This window comes from Bacillus sp. Pc3 (assembly GCF_000815145.1).
Taxonomy (GTDB): Bacteria; Bacillota; Bacilli; order Bacillales; family Bacillaceae; genus Bacillus; species Bacillus velezensis.
In genome coordinates, this window is the sequence record NZ_CP010406.1 from 850674 (window position 1) to 865667 (window position 14994).

The window sequence follows — 14994 nt, forward strand, 5'->3', positions numbered from 1 at the left end:
TCTTATTCTTTAACGTTTACGATTTTGGCGCTTGCATCTTCTTCTTCAAATTTGCTGTCAAGTTTAGCCGTCAGTACGATAATAAATTTGCGGCTGCGAATATCTTTATCTACTTCGATTCGGATATTCCGTGAAAAACCGAGAATGATATTTTTCGGGTGAGTCAAAATGATGTCAGACGCATCGTACTGGGAATCACCTTCTCCGACTGAGTACGGCTGCAGATTGGACACTCCTTTGACCGGAACGCCGAATGCTGAAGACAAACCGCCCTGCACCGCAAGATCTCCCAGATTGGTCTGACGGTCAGCCACACGGTCTTTCCATTCAATCTCCATGCCTTGAGATGTGTAAAATCTGAATTCCTGAGGCAGTCGCAAATATTTTGCCGGAATGGCTTTTAAGCCTTTTTTAAATGTGGCTCTGGACAGCTCTTCCCCGTTTCCGTCAATGACGTGAGATACAGTCTGCTTACGGATTCCGTCAAGCTGTGCCAAGTACGGATCAGAAGAAGATGTATCGCCGTTTACGACAAGCTCCTCAATATCGACTGCCGCCCGCTCCGCCAAAATCTGCATGATCGTCTGCTGCAGGCCGTCTTTTTCAATATTGTTTTCAAGCGTGTCATAGGTGATATTAATTTCCGCAATGACTTCTTTCGTATTCAGCTGCACCGTACTTGTTGCCGGGACGGTCAGCTGATCGTCAGTTAAGGCTTTTCCTTCCTCAGCGGCACGCAGAATACGCTGGCCGAAACCGATTTTTTCAAATTTCTGCGAGTCATTTTCCATTTGAATCACACGCGATTCGCTGAAAATGGTCGGCGTATTCTGCACCATGCGGATAAATGCTGAAGCTTGTGCGGGGTTCATTAAACCGCCGCTTTTTAAAGCGGAAAGTGACATTTCCGCCTTTCTGATGATATCTTGATTTCTCACTCTACAGTTCCTCCTTCTGACTGGGCTTAAAGCAGTCCGCTCCAAATGGATTTTTTAACAGGCTCTTGGCCGCCCGTCTCTTCTTCCGGCTGCTTTGATGCGCCTCTTACTTTTTCAAGCGCTTCAATGCGTTTAATAATCGGCGCCAGCATGTCCTCAACAAGCGTTTTCAGCTTTTCTTCATCAGACGGCGCAGACGCCCCGTCTTTGTCTTCCGTGTTCTGGTCCAAACTGTCAAGCCGCTTTAAAAGCGGGTGCAGCGCGTGTTCAATCGATTCTCTTACGTCTTCTTTTCTCATCTTGTTCAAGTCCTCTCCCTTGCGGTTTCTTGATTTGCGGTCACGGTCGAGAAATTGCTTGACCGCGCCGAATAAGCCGGCTTGCTTTTCTGCCGGCTCTTCGTAAACGTCAGCGGTTCCCGCCATGCTGTAGCCCGTAATGATACCGGCTTTAATCTGATCCCATACTTCATCGGAAGCTTTGGTGACAAGCACCCAAGATCCTTTCCGGATCACAGCATTCCCGATTTCAAAGTCATCCGGGGCGACGTACGACTCCACCACCTCGCCGGTCCCGCCTTCAAAGTTATGATTTGTATCGATGTTGCGGGCGTCCGCCAAAAAACCGTGAGCGGCCTTTTCAATCTCTTCAGCCGTCATATAATCGCCATGTGCATCGGGGACATCCGGCTCGTAAACGATGCCGTAAACAAGCTTCTGCTCATCCGATTCGTTTTTTGTAAACACCTGCACCTTTTTTTCAAATGACGGAAGGCCTCCGGCTGATTTTGTAAAAAAGAATTCCGTTTGGTTCGCCGCCTTATCGACATAGCTCACAAAACTGATAACGGCATTTCTCAATTCTCTCGGCACGAGATGTTTTCACCCCCTTTCAGGATTGCTCCTTTTTCCCTTTCAGCACCGGCCGGCTGTAGTGCTCTTCAGGCCATTCCTCAAGCGTCTTGCCGAGCACTCTTCCCGCCAGATCACGGAGGTCATTAGGAGAGACCGCGCCGGCGGAAATAAATGGCGTAAGCACCTTCGCAATTTCAAGCGGATCGCGAAAATCAGGCCCTTTTAATGTGAGCTGTACATCGTGGAGACCCAGTTCAGGCAAAAATAACGTGTTGAGCTTATTAATCAGCGTTTTCCGCTCCGGCTGAAACACCTGCTCCTCCGTGATTTTCCGTGCCGTATCGGCTGTGGCTTTGTTGTATTCCTGCGCCTCGCCCGTATAAAGCGGCGGGAGACGGAAAGCGGAACGGAGTTTATTTCTGCTTTTGTCGTCATATTCAAGAAACAGCGCATCATCCTGCAGAATTTCCGCAAGTGATTTAATTTCCACAGACACGGGCGTAATGTCTTCGCCTCCGTGAAGGTCTTTTTCCTTCGCAATGCCTTCCGCCTCAATCAGCAGAAATTTGTGGGCGTTTTCCACCCCTTCCAGGTCATTCATATAATCCTGGAGCTCTTTGTATGAGGTTTCTGACAGCATGCCGTTTTCAACCGTAATGGCGGCCGGCACGTGACGGCCCTGCTTGAAATACATAAAATTCAGTTCTTCCGCTTTCCGGGCGCCGTACAGATTGACGATATTGCCGACCCAGCGCGGAATTCCGTAAGTGCCGCTGCCGATTTTTAAGTGAATGGCTTCATTTGCCCGGTATTCTTCAGACAGGGTCTTTACGTAATCGCCGGTTCTCATGTCCATCATGCGGGGATCGCCGTATTCCTTAAAAAACACTTTCCGTCCGTTCAGCATCTGAACATATTTACGGAACCGTTTTTGCCTTTTAATCGTTTTGGATGCGCCGTTTTCTTCATATGAAAATGTAACTTCAACGGGATCAGTCACACCGCAGACGCGCATATGTTTTACATCCAGATATTCAATCCCCGCCGGTTTTCCCGCGCCGTCCCGAAGCACTTCGAGGAAACCGTTGCCCGTTTTTTCGCGGTCTTCTATCGCATATCCGAGGACCGTCTCGGCCGATTCATCAAAATGAAGACATTTGTAAAAGCTCTCCAGCTTCATCCAGTTTTTTTCGGCCCGGGCCTTTTTTGACGGGGAGCAATCTGGGCTATTTACATCAAAGGTATATTCCACATCGAACCCAAAACCCGTAATATTGACCCGATACGCGTCAATGCACTGCTGAAGAATCGTCGAGTATTCGGCGATTGTTTTCAGTTCAATGAGATTATAGGGCGGTGAAATGATGTCTTCGCCGTACAGATCGGCAAATTGATCTTCGTTCATCTGCCTTGCCTGCGGCGCGGCCATTTTTGATTTAAAGACGGTGGCTCTAACGTTTTGATAGTTCGGCAACGCCTATCTCCTCCTTTCCCGATTCGGACGTCTCCGTTTTTGTGATGCATCTTTCAGATCCGCCGCGTCATAGTCATCCAGCGCATACCAAATGGCTGAAAGTGTGTGGGGATCAATTGAAAACTCATCTTCCGACAGAACGCCGTTTTTGTTTTTTGCGTACGTTAAGTTCTGCAATTCGCGGATCGTATTTTCACAGCTGTCTGAGCAATAGATGTGTCTGAACCGTTTCAGCTTTTTTGTATACTGAAGTCTTGAGCCCGGAAACTTTTTGGCCGCAACCATGCAAAAGCCCTGCCTGCGGAAATATTGGATGCTTTTCGGCTCAGCCGAATCCGCTTTGATCAGCTCTTTTTGATCCGCCAATTCCTGAAGCTCCTCAGCTGTCTGATCATCGGTCATTTTGTTTTTGTAATACTCCCAGAAAATATAAAGATCTTTTTGATCCGGATCGACGGCAAGCCGAATGACCGCATTGTATGACTCTTCAAAACCGAAATCCATGCCCGTCCGAAACAGGGGGCGCCTGATGGAAGCAATCCGCTCCGTTACTTCGTTGTGCTCCATGACCTGAAACTGCGGAAACACGCGGATGCCGTTGACGCCGAACTGTCCTTTGCGGGCGATCCGGTACAAATCAGGATCGTAATGCCGTAAGCTGTCCAGCTGCTTAATATAGCTTTTCGGCAAAAACAGATTATCGCACGCTGTGGAATGGTGGTAATACGTATCTCCCTTAACGACGGTGCCTTTTTCATACAGCGTCTGATCATCCAATACGAACCGTTTTTTTTGGTCATCACGAAAAAAATGCCGGTACGTCCAATTGGAGGTGCCGACGGGATTTGTGGTGCATATCATATGCAGCGAAAGCTCGGGATGACGCAGACGGCCGATCAGCTCCTTAAAGCCTTCATACTTCACTTCAGAGCATTCTTCAATCCAAATCAGTGAAATATGATGAATGGATTTCAATTTGGCCGGGTTGTCCATCCCTTTAAACATAATCCGGCTTCCGTTTGAAAATCTGAGCTGCATCGGTGAAGAAACGGCCTTTACGGCATGTCCCAGTTCAAGCTCCCCGATAATATCTTCAAACAAGGCAAAAGTAGAATCTCTGTGCGTATCGAAAACTTCCCGCACGACAAGCGCCGTCCGCTTTTCACGAAGCAGCTTCAGGATGATTTTCAGCGCGGTATGATAGCTTTTTGACGAGCCGTAGCCTCCGACGAGAAATTGGTACGTTTCATTCCAATTGAACAAATAATCTTCAAAGCGCGGGTTGACCGCTTTTTCAATCATGACCGTTCCTCTTTCCGCGTAATGACAATGTCAATCGGCTTTTGGCTGTCTTCTGTTTTTTCCATCTTCTGCTGTGCCAGCTTTAATTTTTCATTTTCGATTTTTTGTTTAAATTGATCGGGGAAAAGGTCAAAGTACAAGGACAGCTTTTCAAGAGCCTTCATCTTGTCGGCAAGCTTTATTGCAATGCCTTCTTTCCCGAGTTTTGCTTCCGTGACGATGGTTCCGTCCAGAAGGTGCGAATCTTTAACGTCAACGTAGCTGATCTCCTGCATAATCGGATTATCATTTTCGTCAAAGAGCGGCCCTGATTTTCCGAAGGCCTGAACCTCTTTTTTTCCGAAGGTTACATAATCGGTAATGTCGGCGAAAGCGATTTTCACATAGACTTGAAGAACGTCCATCGCTTCGACAAACACTTTATTGACCATTTCCTTTTTCATGCGGCTGATTTCTTTGGCGACTTTTTCGTTTTTTAACAGCCTGCTTCCCGTCACATGCGCGCTTTCCGGTGAATACCCGGCTTTTATCGCAGATTGGGTGGCGTTAAAGCTTTTCACATAATAAAGACAAAACAGCCGCTGGCGTTCGTTTAACTCATCACCTTCGCCCGGGGTGTTTTTTCCGCCGCTTTCCGCGTTCTTATTAAGCGCCTCGTCCCAGCGCCCTTCTTTTTTCCATCTGCCGATCGTTCTTGCGGATACGCCTGATTTGCCGGCAAGGGCGCGATTTGTGATGCGGCCTTTATGAGACTGATAGATTGTAAATGCCTGTTCTCTTTTTGCGTTTTTCATGCTACGGCATCACCGCCACCTCCGACATGATTGTCTATAATAAAAAGCGGCTTCTAATCGGGCCGCTTTTTGTGATCGTCTGTTCACTTCTAGGTGGCAAACGTATGACAACTTATGAAGCAGGCGATTGATTTCTTTGTTCCTGCTGTTTTTGAATTTTTAAAAGCGCCCGTTTGACCGTCGTTTGTACGGTTGATTTCTTTACATTCAGCAAGGCGGCGATCCGTTCATACGAAAAGCATTCCGCTTTGTGGAGCAGCAGCATTTCTTTTTCTCTATCCGTTAAAACGGCTAATGCGTCCCGCAGTCTGATTCTGTCTTCTTCAGTCACATTTGCGGACGGTTCAAACATCAGCGCCTGCGAATAGGTTTCTATGATTCTCGGATCTTTAATGAGCATTCTCTGATAAGCGTCTCTGCGGTCTATCGCTCTTCTTATGCCGGGCTGCCGGCCTTTTTCAAGCCATTCGATGACATATTCCAAATCTGTAATAATCGTTCTGATGATTTTTTTATCTTTCAGTTCTTCTGAAGTAAGCACCGTTTCATCGGCTGCCTCCAGCTGCTTGTACCACTTTTTCGTCTCTTTCAGCGTGCGTTTATATTCAAATAGTAAGTCTTCCATGTAGATCCTCCTCTTTTTCGGAACAAAAAAAGGACACCAACCAATGCGCAGCATGTGCGCGATTGATCAGTGTCCGCAGGCTTTCCGTCTTGGACGTATTCTGTTTTTTTCGATTAATTCAATTTAAAGCCGATTTCATATTCGACCCGGGCCAGATCCCCTTTTCGCGTTTCGACAAGCGTTTTGCCGTGCTCCGGCGCTTCGGCGAGCCATGCTTCCTTCTTCAGTCCGTCTACTATAATCACCCGAACCTTGCCTTCTTCCAGCTGGCTTTTTAATGTTGTATGTTCAATGTCAGTCAGTTTTTTAGGATTCATGTTTTACGTCCTCCGTCTTTTTCAAAATGTTCACTTCATGTATGAGGCTTCCGAGCTTATTTATGAACGCTTCTTTTTCTTCAGAACTTTCTCCCCGGAGCAGGCGGAGAGCCGTTTCGGCCGCCTCAAAGAGTTCCGGGGCTTTCGCCATCAATGCCGCGTTGATCTGCTGTGAGTATGAACTTAAGTTGAAAACGGCCGCGATGAGCCTTCCGTTTGAATAAGGGAACTTCTCTTTATCCGCTTCGCTGTAAGCGGAATAAATGTAAATGGGTTTTTCTTCTCCGCTGTGTACGGCCCGCCATGGAGCGGGGCTGTGTTTTTCTTGCAATGGTGATCCTCACTTTCCATCAGCCTCATGCCATGCTTCAATTTGCTTTTCTATCCGTTTTGCCCTGAACAGCAGGCAAAAAAGCCATTTGATATATTTACACACGTGCATCAAGCCTCACTTTTGCGTCTTGAACCATTCGTTCAAGCCGTTTAATGACCGGCGTTAAATCAGTGCCTGTTTTGCAGTTCGGGCAAGGGTGAAAGACAGCGCCGAAACCCGTTTCCATCACAATGACCTTCTTCGGCCCGCACAGCTTACACATTATCTCGCCCCCTCTAATCTGTGGTTTACGTCAAATGAATTGCCATTAATGATGACTAAATAATCGCTGCACATCTCATAAATTCTTGTGCCCAAGGCTTCATCAACCTGCACCAATCCGTCACATGCCAGCTCGCTCGAGATAAGAACCGGCTTATGATTTAAATAGCGGTAATTCACGACGGCGTACATTTGTTCAATCTGCCAATCGGTCGCCCGGGGTTTTCCGTTCAGCGGTTTGAACAGATCGTCAATAAAAAGCACATCCGCCTGTTTCATACGGCCAAGCTTTGCATCGAGCAGATCAAAATCATTTTTTAAATCCGTAAAGCCCTCCACAAAAGGAAAATACAGCACCGGTGTCTGCTTCTGTCTCATGACATAATTGCTGAGAGCGGTCAAAAGATGGGTTTTTCCCGACCCCGGACGCCCTAAAAGGGCAATGCTGTTTTTCCGGCAGTTTTTCATCTTGTCGAAGTTCTCAACATATTCAAGGGCGCACTCGTATGCGTCGACGACTGCCTGAGGCTTGCCGCGCGTGATAAATCCTTTGAAATCCAGCTTCCGAAAGGCATCTGTAATCTCACTTGCACCGAGAATGCGTTCTACTTTTCGTTCGGCGGCGCAGCGGCACTTGACCCACACATCCATGCCCAGCTGTTTTTTGAGATAACCGCCCCGATCTTTACAGAGCGGACAGTCAAAGCGGCTTTTGTCTGATTCTTCCGGTCTGTCCGCCAGTAATGGACGTTTTCCGTTTTTCAGGTCGGCAAGAATCTGCTCGATCGTTCGTTTTGTCATGTATCGTATTCCTCTCTTTTTTTGTTGTGATTGTCCTTCCCGCAATTCGTGCATTCAAGCGGTCTTCCATAAACTTGGCGCAATAGCTGAAAGCCTTGATCGTTTCAGCTGAAGAGGTGCGCCGCTGTTCAAAAGCGGTAAAGCATTCGCCGAGCCATTTGATTGCTTCTTGTGCTGACGCACCGAGGGAAACAATACGGGCGATGGCCTGATAATCCCGGGGCGACGGGTATACGCTCCGCCCCTCCTGTGCAGACCTTAATCTGATAAAATGGGCGGCAATGTCGTTAATCGCTTCTTCAGCAGTATGATTTTTTGTTATATCTATTTCTCTCCGGACATTTTTGTCCCGGTGATCCGCCGATATTGTCCGGTCAGTTGCTTCCGGGCGGGTCAATGTCTTTTTCGGCGTGAATCTTTTCGAATGCTTTACGGAGACGATGAGTCCGTAAGGGGCGCGGACGGTTTTGATATACTCATGCTGTTCCAAGCTCTCGAGCCACCGCCTGACGGTTTTTTCGCTGACCGCGAATACATCGGCCATTTCTCTTGCTTTTACGGGCTTATGTCCGAGGACGATCCCCCACTTTACGCCGTCTTTTACATGTTCCTTTGTCGTTGAGCTGATGAACCATAAAAACAGCCAAATGGCGGACCCTATTTTGTCATAATGTTCTGAATTCAATAATCCGGAATAGATGAAAAACGGGCAGCTTTTACGATTCATAAGGGACCTCTCCATTTTTCTTCAGACCTATATAGCGTTCATACTGCAATCGGTTATCAAATCGGAATACCGGTAGTCCGCAAGCGGTAAAAGATATCGAACCGCCTGCTTTCCCTAAACATCTCTGGTCAGCCGGATTGCTGCTGAAACGGATGATTATCGCCTGCATCTCTCACCCTCCTGATCAATTTCTTATCGTATTTTGATACATTTTGTATCCCTATGATGTTGATTATATACGATACATTTCGTATCATCAAGACCTTTTTGATACTTTTTTTATCATCTCTTTCTTTTGATACATTTTGTATCTATAATCATAAGTAACTTAGGGTGTTGAAAAAAGAGAGGTCATTTCGGATGATAGGCGGAAGATTAAAGAGTCTCAGAGGTAAGAAAACGCAGGAAGAAGTCGCAAATCATATCGGTGTCTCGCGCGCCAGATATTCTCATTATGAAAACGGCCGATCTGAACCCGATTACGACACGCTGCAAAAGCTTGCGGATTATTTCAAAGTGTCGACTGATTATTTGTTAACCGGAAAAGAACCTTCAGATGAAGACATGTTTGCCGATCCCGACCTGCAGATCGCATATCGGGACATGCAGGACTTTTCCCCGGAAAGCAAGCAGCAGGCCATTGAATTCATTAATTATTTAAAAGAAAAAGAGAAAAACCGCAGGCCGAAACATAAATAATCCGCTCTTTTCCTTTAAACTGCTTAACGTTCAGCCGATATAAAAGCTGAATGTTTATTTTTAAAAGAAAAGGGAATTGATTCAAAGTCCGATCAGGGCTTTTCTTTCTCGCTTAAAAAAGAACATATGTTCGAAAGGGTGTATTCAATTGGGCGATTTTTTAACACATCTTGAGGAATACGTCAAAAACTTATATTGCCGCATGGGAATGACCGCCCCTCTCCATATTGATATGCAGATGATTGCCAAGGAGCTTGACATTTGGATTCATTTTGAAGATACGCACAGTATGATGCTGAAGCGGGACGGCATGTACAGCATCGTCCTGAATCAAAAAAAGTCACCCGAAGAGCAATGGCAGGATTTTGCGCACGAACTGTGCCATGTGCTGAAGCATACCGGGAACCATTTTCATATGAACAAGCTGTTCAGGGAACTGCAGGAATTTCAGGCCAACCATTTTATGTACCACTTCTGTGTGCCGACCTTTATGCTGTTAAACATGGAGCTTCCCCAGCGGAGGAGCCACGCCGTTATTTTAATCGCAGCCGCTTTCCGGGTGACGGCATCATTTGCGGAAAAAAGGCTGGAGCTGTTTGAACGGCGTAAAGCAGGTATTCAATTTCAGAAGCGGCTCGCTTGTCTGTTATCCGACAAGCGGCCGAATGTGTATTATGGAAGCGGACAGACACACTTGCATGCCGCTGAAGAAAAAACGCCGTATTTTATTGAAAATTAGCGATTCTCCGCCGGCAGTGTGTCAGCATTTTGACATCGGAGGAAGAGTATTGTGAAGCCACATTGGCGCCGGTTTAAGATGAGGCGCAGATGCGAATGCAATCGGGGCGGAAATATATCTGAACTCGCCCCGTCCGTCAAAGGCTTCACCGCGGGCCCATCTTCCTTGTGAACTCTCATCTCCCCTGGAAAAGTTAAACAGATCATACGACACTTCCTGCTTTTCGAGTTCACGCGGAAACGTAGCAGGCACGACAATGTCCCGTTCTCTTTCTTCCAGCTCTTTTATGGCCGCATACCACATATTTTGATGATACGTATCTCTTGCAATTAAAAAGGACAGCATATCCCTGACACCCGGATCGTCTGTCATCGCATACAGCCGAGTCACCTGCAGGCGTCCCTGGGATTCCGCATTTAAATTTGCCCGAAAATCTGCAAGTAAATTCCCGCTGGAAATAATGTATTTCGCATTCCAAGGATACCCTTCAGCGTCAGCCGCCATCGCGCCTAAACCTGCAACAATGGCGTGCTGCGGGTTCATTCCGCCCATGACAGCCGCGACGGCCGGGTCACTTTTATAGGCGTTTTCCTGCACATCAGCCGGCGCATCGTCCAAGAGCCTTGAAATCATCGTCGCAAGCATTTCCACATGTCCGATCTCTTCCGTTCCGACATCATGCAGCAAATCTCTATATTTTTCATCGGCACGGCAGTTAAAGCCTTGAAACAAATATTGCATCATGACGCTGATCTCACCGTACTGCCCTCCAAGCACTTCTTGAAGCTTTTTCGCGTAAGCCGGATCAGGACAAGACGGCTTTGCGCGGTATTGAAGCTCTTTAATATGATAAAACATACTCATTCCCCCATTCTTTCAAACAATCTTAGTGTATGAAAGAATGGGCAGGCGGTGCGAGTCCGTTTCTTCACTCATAAAAACCGGCCTTCACGGCTTCTACATACCGAAAAAACAGATCGGTTGGCGTATATTTTTCTCCCCGGCAGCCAAAATTGCTGAACAGCGCGTGTCTCTGCGCCGTGCTCACTTCCAATTGCAGCCCCATTTTCCTTTTTGTCCGATTGACAATGTTGCCGGGATTTACACCTGCCAGCCGATCATTCTTCTCTGTCAGCTCGGCATCAAATCCCGCTTCACGCAGCAGATCACAAATCAGTCTTGCTTTTTCCAGATCCGCGCCCCCGACGAGTGTATTTGCCTTTTTCAGATCATGATACCCATGAAAAGCCAATCCGTAATGATGGGCGGTCACTTTTTCTAAAGCCAGGGGTTCGTCAAAGCGTGTGCTTGTCAAATGGAGAGAACGGTTATCGCACCGCTTCGTTCCTTCAAATAAATAAATTGAGCTTTGGTCAGAAAATGCCCGCACCAGCTCACTGACTCCCGGCTCAATCCTGCCGCCGTGGGGAGCGAGGACGATACATTTACTTCCCTCTTTTTCTTCATAAATAATTCTGTATTCCGATTCAGCAGCAGAAAGGGCTGCGAAATTGTCATATCTATCTTTCATGTGTAGCATGCTCTCCTTTTCCAGTCAGCACCAGTTTACTCTACTCATCTGGGAATGGAAACCTTTTTATAGTATGATTTGATAGAATACGTATCAGGGGGGATATATCATGGGATTCATCAATGGATTGCTGGGCAATGCGTCGACAATATCGACGGCTGAAGCAAAAGCAGAACTGGCTCGTATTCTGCTGGAAGGTGAGAATGTCAACGCCGCATTTAAGCTCGTCCGGGATATCATTGTCTTTACGGATAAGCGTCTTATTCTTGTTGATAAACAGGGACTCACGGGGAAGAAAACGGAGATTCAATCCATTCCGTACAAGAGCATTTCCAGATTCAGCGTAGAAACCGCCGGCCGCTTTGACCTTGATTCAGAGCTGAAAATTTGGATTTCAGGCGCGGAACTTCCCGCTGTCTCAAAGCAGTTTAAAAAAGATGAAAGCATTTATGATATTCAAAAGGCCCTTGCAGCAGTTTGTATGTAAAAGAAACGGAAGCCCGGGGAGCTTCCGTTTTATTGATTACAGTTTTTCTTCAATTTTCGCCTTCGTTTTCGGGCCGTAAATTCCGTCTGCCGTTAATCCGCTGACGGATTGAAAACGTTTTACGGCATTTGCCGTCTTCGGACCGTAAACGCCGTCCGCCCCATGATTTTTTGCTCCTTTATCGGGATAAAAATAAAGAGCGGATAAAGCGTTTTGCACTTGTTTTACGTTTGTCCCTTTCGTCAGCGGTTTCGTCACTTTGATCACACCGGATGGAAGCGGATAGGAAGACACAGCCTGACTTTTTGAAGAAGAACCCGTCTGAGCGAGCTTGATCACTTGTCCGACTGTAATGTGATTCGGATCGGTGATATGGTTGATGCTTTGCAGCGATTTTACGCTGACACCGTGCGATGCGGCGATTTCCGATAAGGTGTCGCCTTTTTTCACATGGTATTCAGACGCGGAAGAAGCAATAGAGGCTTTTTTCGCCGGCATACTCCCGCTTAATTTCTTTTCAATCTTCGCCTTCACTTCATCCCAGCGGCCTTCAGACAAAATGCGGTGCGGGCAGTACTTTCCGTTCCAGTCCTGATGCTTTCTGATTCTGTCAATCCCCCAGCCCCGTTCTTTCAAAAGCTGCGCCGCAAACGCAATCGCCAGTTCTTCTGCGGCTCTGTACCGTTCGCCGCCTGACTTGCTGTAACAGATTTCTATAGCAATCGACTTTCGGTTTCCGGTACCGTTCGTGCCGTCTCCCGAATGCCAGGCATTCCGGTCCAACGGGATTCCCTGGATCACTTCTTTGTCATCAACCGCAAAATGATAGCTCGTTGATTCGCTGTTTCCCGTCATATAGCTGATTTCATTAGCGGCGGATGCGTCGTTTGCCGTGTTATGAATGGTAATATACTCCGGCGTCATCGGATTCGGACATTTTAACGCATATTTATCAGCCGATACGAGCCGTTTTTTCACTTCAATCCCCACTCTTCATCTCTCCTTATGCCTTTTTCATCAATAGGTGGCATTCGTAGGACAGATAACTTGAGCATATAGACCCTGCATTCGGATAAAAATGGAATGGATACGCATGCAAAAAATAAGACCCTTCCAAAGAAGGGTCTTTATGTTATGTTTGGTTGCGCGCGGCAATATGGAATGTGCCGTCCGCTTGGTTTTCCAAATGGCTTTCATGGCCGATCACCTGTGTAAAGCTGAATCCGACAGCAACAAGCAGCAATCCTGACAACAGTTTAGATTTCATATAGACAATCTCCTCTCTGGATTTGTTTTTGGGCGTGCACCATTTTTTCATAAAACGTGAGCGCTTTTTCAGGCTGTCCGTGTTTCATGTAAAATTTGGCAGCATCATGCGCCAATTCTTCCACATACGGATACAGCATGTGTTCTTCCAGAAAATCAAACGTGTGCCTGACGGATGCGTTATCCATTTCCTTGCCGTATAACGCATGTAAAAATTGGAACAGATTCACAAACAATTCATCATTGTATTCGCGGGCGATACTGAGCCCGAGACGGTATTGCTTCTCTGCTTCGGCTGTAGTGTTCTGTTTATAAAGAACCTGTGTTAATGAGTAAATAGAATGCGGAAGATTATCGAACTTTTCTGACCTGCAAATGGAAACGGATGTCTCAAAATATTCGGCTGCTTTAGAGAGGTCTCCCATTTTTTCGTAACAGTTTCCGAGATTATATAAGGCTGAACTGATAAGACGGGGATTGCCTTCTTGTTTTGCAAGATCTAAAGCAAGTTCTAAGTGGGGCAATGCTCTTTCTGGATACTGCATGTCATCATAATTCCCTGCAATAACGAATTCACATTGGATTCTGCGGACGTTGTACGTCTCATACGATTGGTACGTTTCAAGGGCTTGAACGGCATAACTCATGGAGACGTAGGTTTGTTTCAGGTTGTAAAATATCTCGGCCATTTTAAAAGCAAACTCAGCTTTCTCGATGTCATCAGAAACGAGTGCAAGGTTTTTTTCAGCCCGTTTGTAATACATCATGGCGTTTAGGAACATTTTCTGTTTAAATTCGTACATTCCTCGAAAAAAATTAAAGTAGTAATCAAGCAGTCCTGTCAGTTTATACTGGTTGCCTTCAATGTCTTCCAATAATTCTGAAAACTCAGGCTGAGAAGGGTCCTCCTTTAAGGGCTTGATGTAATCCAGCATGACACGGTGTCTGAATTCCATTAATGAATAATACAGCAGCAGATCCTGATCTTCTTCCATATCCTCGATCTCTCTCTCTACTTCACGTTTGACGCGCTCCGCCTCAAGAACGTGAAACTGCCGGATATGGGTATACCATTCATTAATTTTGAGCCCGACAAAAGAGGACGGAATAGTCTGCTTCATCCTCAATAAATCCCCCCTTTTGGAATGACCGAGATATGTCATATTTTATCATATTTGCTAGAAAAAGAAGAACGCAAAAAGACCGCAATTGTCGAATTTCGGATATCCGCAACGATTTATCTCCGTCACAAGCTTATTGCTTGTTTCTTCCGTGCCGTTGATATAGCATATCCTTGCAGCTTTTTATTCTGTATTAAATGGGGGTTTTCACATGACAGCACAAAATCAGTTGGTCAGCCACTTTCTGTCACATCGAAACGTAACGATTGAGCTGGCGGAAAAAATCAGCCGCGAACATTACGATTACAAGCCGGCAGAGACATCAATGTCCGCTCAGGAACTTGTAAAACACATGGTTTATTCTTTTCTTATGTTTGCAAACGTCATTAACGACGGAAACGCATCAGCCATCCAGAACAAACCGAAAGAAGAAGCAGAAACAGACCTCGTCAAACTGGCTGAAACGTGTACTGAAAAAACGACAAACATCCTGTCACAGCTGACAGAAGAGCAGCTGAACCGCGAAATTGACCTGACCGCCTCTTTCGGCAGAAAAGTGACCGGCGCGGCTCTCCTTCAGCTTGCCATGGAGCATGAAATTCATCATAAAGGCAATCTTTTCGTGTATGTCAGAGAAATGGGCCACACGGAACTTCCGTTTTATCAGCAAAAATCATAATCCGGCCATCCGCCGGTCTGCGACATAACAGCAGGCTGGCGGATT

At 46.4% G+C, this 14994-nt stretch carries 21 protein-coding genes; 4 read left to right on the top strand and 17 right to left on the bottom strand.

The window, feature by feature from the left end:
• Positions 1-2: 2 nt before the first annotated feature.
• The 12 genes from SB24_RS03490 to SB24_RS03540 form a co-directional block, all read right to left on the bottom strand.
• Complete coding sequence (locus SB24_RS03490) at positions 3-938, bottom strand: phage major capsid protein (protein WP_007407274.1); 936 nt, start codon at positions 936-938, stop codon at positions 3-5.
• A gap of 26 nt (positions 939-964) precedes the next feature.
• Entirely contained in the window at positions 965-1810 is an 846-nt protein-coding gene (locus SB24_RS03495; protein WP_039251785.1) for an XkdF-like putative serine protease domain-containing protein, read from the bottom strand.
• A 19-nt stretch (positions 1811-1829) separates the two neighbouring features.
• Entirely contained in the window at positions 1830-3221 is a 1392-nt protein-coding gene (locus SB24_RS03500) for a phage portal protein (protein WP_099686888.1), read from the bottom strand.
• 48 nt (positions 3222-3269) lie between these two features.
• Positions 3270-4568: a PBSX family phage terminase large subunit gene (locus tag SB24_RS03505; RefSeq protein WP_039251791.1), complete on the bottom strand. Its 1299-nt coding sequence runs from the start codon at positions 4566-4568 to the stop codon at positions 3270-3272.
• Complete coding sequence (locus SB24_RS03510; RefSeq protein ID WP_025851819.1) at positions 4565-5362, bottom strand: terminase small subunit; 798 nt, start codon at positions 5360-5362, stop codon at positions 4565-4567. The genes SB24_RS03505 and SB24_RS03510 overlap by 4 nt, the downstream gene beginning before the upstream one ends.
• Positions 5363-5474: 112 nt before the next feature.
• The gene (locus tag SB24_RS03515; protein ID WP_017417605.1) at positions 5475-5987 is read right to left on the bottom strand and encodes a sigma-70 family RNA polymerase sigma factor; all 513 of its coding nucleotides are present in this window, start codon (positions 5985-5987) and stop codon (positions 5475-5477) included.
• A gap of 113 nt (positions 5988-6100) precedes the next feature.
• Complete coding sequence (locus SB24_RS03520; protein WP_003154859.1) at positions 6101-6304, bottom strand: XtrA/YqaO family protein; 204 nt, start codon at positions 6302-6304, stop codon at positions 6101-6103.
• Entirely contained in the window at positions 6294-6635 is a 342-nt protein-coding gene (locus SB24_RS03525; protein ID WP_039251797.1) for a hypothetical protein, read from the bottom strand. The genes SB24_RS03520 and SB24_RS03525 overlap by 11 nt, the downstream gene beginning before the upstream one ends.
• 97 nt (positions 6636-6732) lie before the next feature.
• The gene (locus SB24_RS20160) at positions 6733-6900 is read right to left on the bottom strand and encodes a hypothetical protein (RefSeq protein WP_099686863.1); all 168 of its coding nucleotides are present in this window, start codon (positions 6898-6900) and stop codon (positions 6733-6735) included.
• A complete protein-coding gene (locus tag SB24_RS03530; RefSeq protein WP_039251801.1) occupies positions 6900-7700 on the bottom strand; it encodes an ATP-binding protein in 801 nt (266 codons plus the stop codon). Before SB24_RS03530 ends, SB24_RS20160 begins: the two co-directional genes overlap by 1 nt.
• Positions 7600-8427, bottom strand: coding sequence for a phage portal protein (locus SB24_RS03535; RefSeq protein ID WP_039251804.1), 828 nt, complete (start codon positions 8425-8427; stop codon positions 7600-7602). The genes SB24_RS03530 and SB24_RS03535 overlap by 101 nt, the downstream gene beginning before the upstream one ends.
• Entirely contained in the window at positions 8417-8596 is a 180-nt protein-coding gene (locus SB24_RS03540; RefSeq protein ID WP_039251807.1) for a hypothetical protein, read from the bottom strand. Before SB24_RS03540 ends, SB24_RS03535 begins: the two co-directional genes overlap by 11 nt.
• 191 nt (positions 8597-8787) lie before the next feature.
• On the opposite strand from SB24_RS03540, the gene xre reads away from it, so the two are divergent.
• Together xre and SB24_RS03550 are read left to right on the top strand one after the other, a co-directional pair.
• Positions 8788-9126, top strand: a complete 339-nt coding sequence (gene xre, locus SB24_RS03545) for an HTH-type transcriptional regulator Xre (RefSeq protein WP_003154871.1) — start codon at positions 8788-8790, stop codon at positions 9124-9126.
• 148 nt (positions 9127-9274) lie between these two features.
• Complete coding sequence (locus SB24_RS03550; RefSeq protein WP_003154873.1) at positions 9275-9865, top strand: ImmA/IrrE family metallo-endopeptidase; 591 nt, start codon at positions 9275-9277, stop codon at positions 9863-9865.
• A 21-nt stretch (positions 9866-9886) separates the two neighbouring features.
• Here SB24_RS03550 and SB24_RS03555 read toward each other — a convergent pair whose 3' ends face one another.
• Positions 9887-10723 carry a manganese catalase gene (locus tag SB24_RS03555; RefSeq protein WP_039251810.1) on the bottom strand — a complete coding sequence of 279 codons (837 nt, stop codon included), beginning with the start codon at positions 10721-10723 and terminating at the stop codon, positions 9887-9889.
• A 70-nt stretch (positions 10724-10793) separates the two neighbouring features.
• The gene (locus tag SB24_RS03560) at positions 10794-11396 is read right to left on the bottom strand and encodes a poly-gamma-glutamate hydrolase family protein (protein ID WP_015417281.1); all 603 of its coding nucleotides are present in this window, start codon (positions 11394-11396) and stop codon (positions 10794-10796) included.
• A 109-nt stretch (positions 11397-11505) separates the two neighbouring features.
• Between SB24_RS03560 and SB24_RS03565 the strand changes: the two genes are divergently transcribed.
• Entirely contained in the window at positions 11506-11883 is a 378-nt protein-coding gene (locus SB24_RS03565; RefSeq protein ID WP_007610770.1) for a PH domain-containing protein, read from the top strand.
• Positions 11884-11919: 36 nt separating this feature from the next.
• Here SB24_RS03565 and SB24_RS03570 read toward each other — a convergent pair whose 3' ends face one another.
• The 3 genes from SB24_RS03570 to SB24_RS03580 form a co-directional block, all read right to left on the bottom strand.
• Positions 11920-12873, bottom strand: coding sequence for an N-acetylmuramoyl-L-alanine amidase (locus SB24_RS03570; RefSeq protein ID WP_015417280.1), 954 nt, complete (start codon positions 12871-12873; stop codon positions 11920-11922).
• Between the two features lie 142 nt (positions 12874-13015).
• On the bottom strand, positions 13016-13150 hold the full coding sequence (locus SB24_RS19915) for a PhrA family phosphatase inhibitor (RefSeq protein WP_003154881.1): 135 nt from the start codon (positions 13148-13150) through the stop codon (positions 13016-13018).
• Complete coding sequence (locus SB24_RS03580; protein ID WP_087920760.1) at positions 13140-14276, bottom strand: Rap family tetratricopeptide repeat protein; 1137 nt, start codon at positions 14274-14276, stop codon at positions 13140-13142. The genes SB24_RS19915 and SB24_RS03580 overlap by 11 nt, the downstream gene beginning before the upstream one ends.
• 205 nt (positions 14277-14481) lie before the next feature.
• Between SB24_RS03580 and SB24_RS03585 the strand changes: the two genes are divergently transcribed.
• Positions 14482-14949, top strand: a complete 468-nt coding sequence (locus SB24_RS03585) for a DinB family protein (RefSeq protein ID WP_015417279.1) — start codon at positions 14482-14484, stop codon at positions 14947-14949.
• Positions 14950-14994 lie beyond the last annotated feature (45 nt).

Excerpts from the sequence above, each read along its gene's own strand:
- SB24_RS03515 (WP_017417605.1), bottom strand. The coding sequence starts at position 5,987 with ATGGAAGACTTACTATTTGAATATAAACGCACGCTGAAAGAGACGAAA.
- SB24_RS03520 (WP_003154859.1), bottom strand. The coding sequence starts at position 6,304 with ATGAATCCTAAAAAACTGACTGACATTGAACATACAACATTAAAAAGC.
- SB24_RS03510 (WP_025851819.1), bottom strand. The coding sequence starts at position 5,362 with ATGAAAAACGCAAAAAGAGAACAGGCATTTACAATCTATCAGTCTCAT.
- SB24_RS03540 (WP_039251807.1), bottom strand. The coding sequence starts at position 8,596 with ATGCAGGCGATAATCATCCGTTTCAGCAGCAATCCGGCTGACCAGAGA.
- SB24_RS03500 (WP_099686888.1), bottom strand. The coding sequence starts at position 3,221 with ATGGCCGCGCCGCAGGCAAGGCAGATGAACGAAGATCAATTTGCCGAT.
- SB24_RS03535 (WP_039251804.1), bottom strand. The coding sequence starts at position 8,427 with ATGAATCGTAAAAGCTGCCCGTTTTTCATCTATTCCGGATTATTGAAT.
- SB24_RS03530 (WP_039251801.1), bottom strand. The coding sequence starts at position 7,700 with ATGACAAAACGAACGATCGAGCAGATTCTTGCCGACCTGAAAAACGGA.
- SB24_RS20160 (WP_099686863.1), bottom strand. The coding sequence starts at position 6,900 with ATGTGTAAGCTGTGCGGGCCGAAGAAGGTCATTGTGATGGAAACGGGT.
- SB24_RS03565 (WP_007610770.1), top strand. The coding sequence starts at position 11,506 with ATGGGATTCATCAATGGATTGCTGGGCAATGCGTCGACAATATCGACG.
- xre (WP_003154871.1), top strand. The coding sequence starts at position 8,788 with ATGATAGGCGGAAGATTAAAGAGTCTCAGAGGTAAGAAAACGCAGGAA.
- SB24_RS03585 (WP_015417279.1), top strand. The coding sequence starts at position 14,482 with ATGACAGCACAAAATCAGTTGGTCAGCCACTTTCTGTCACATCGAAAC.
- SB24_RS03555 (WP_039251810.1), bottom strand. The coding sequence starts at position 10,723 with ATGTTTTATCATATTAAAGAGCTTCAATACCGCGCAAAGCCGTCTTGT.
- SB24_RS03560 (WP_015417281.1), bottom strand. The coding sequence starts at position 11,396 with ATGAAAGATAGATATGACAATTTCGCAGCCCTTTCTGCTGCTGAATCG.
- SB24_RS03505 (WP_039251791.1), bottom strand. The coding sequence starts at position 4,568 with ATGATTGAAAAAGCGGTCAACCCGCGCTTTGAAGATTATTTGTTCAAT.
- SB24_RS19915 (WP_003154881.1), bottom strand. The coding sequence starts at position 13,150 with ATGAAATCTAAACTGTTGTCAGGATTGCTGCTTGTTGCTGTCGGATTC.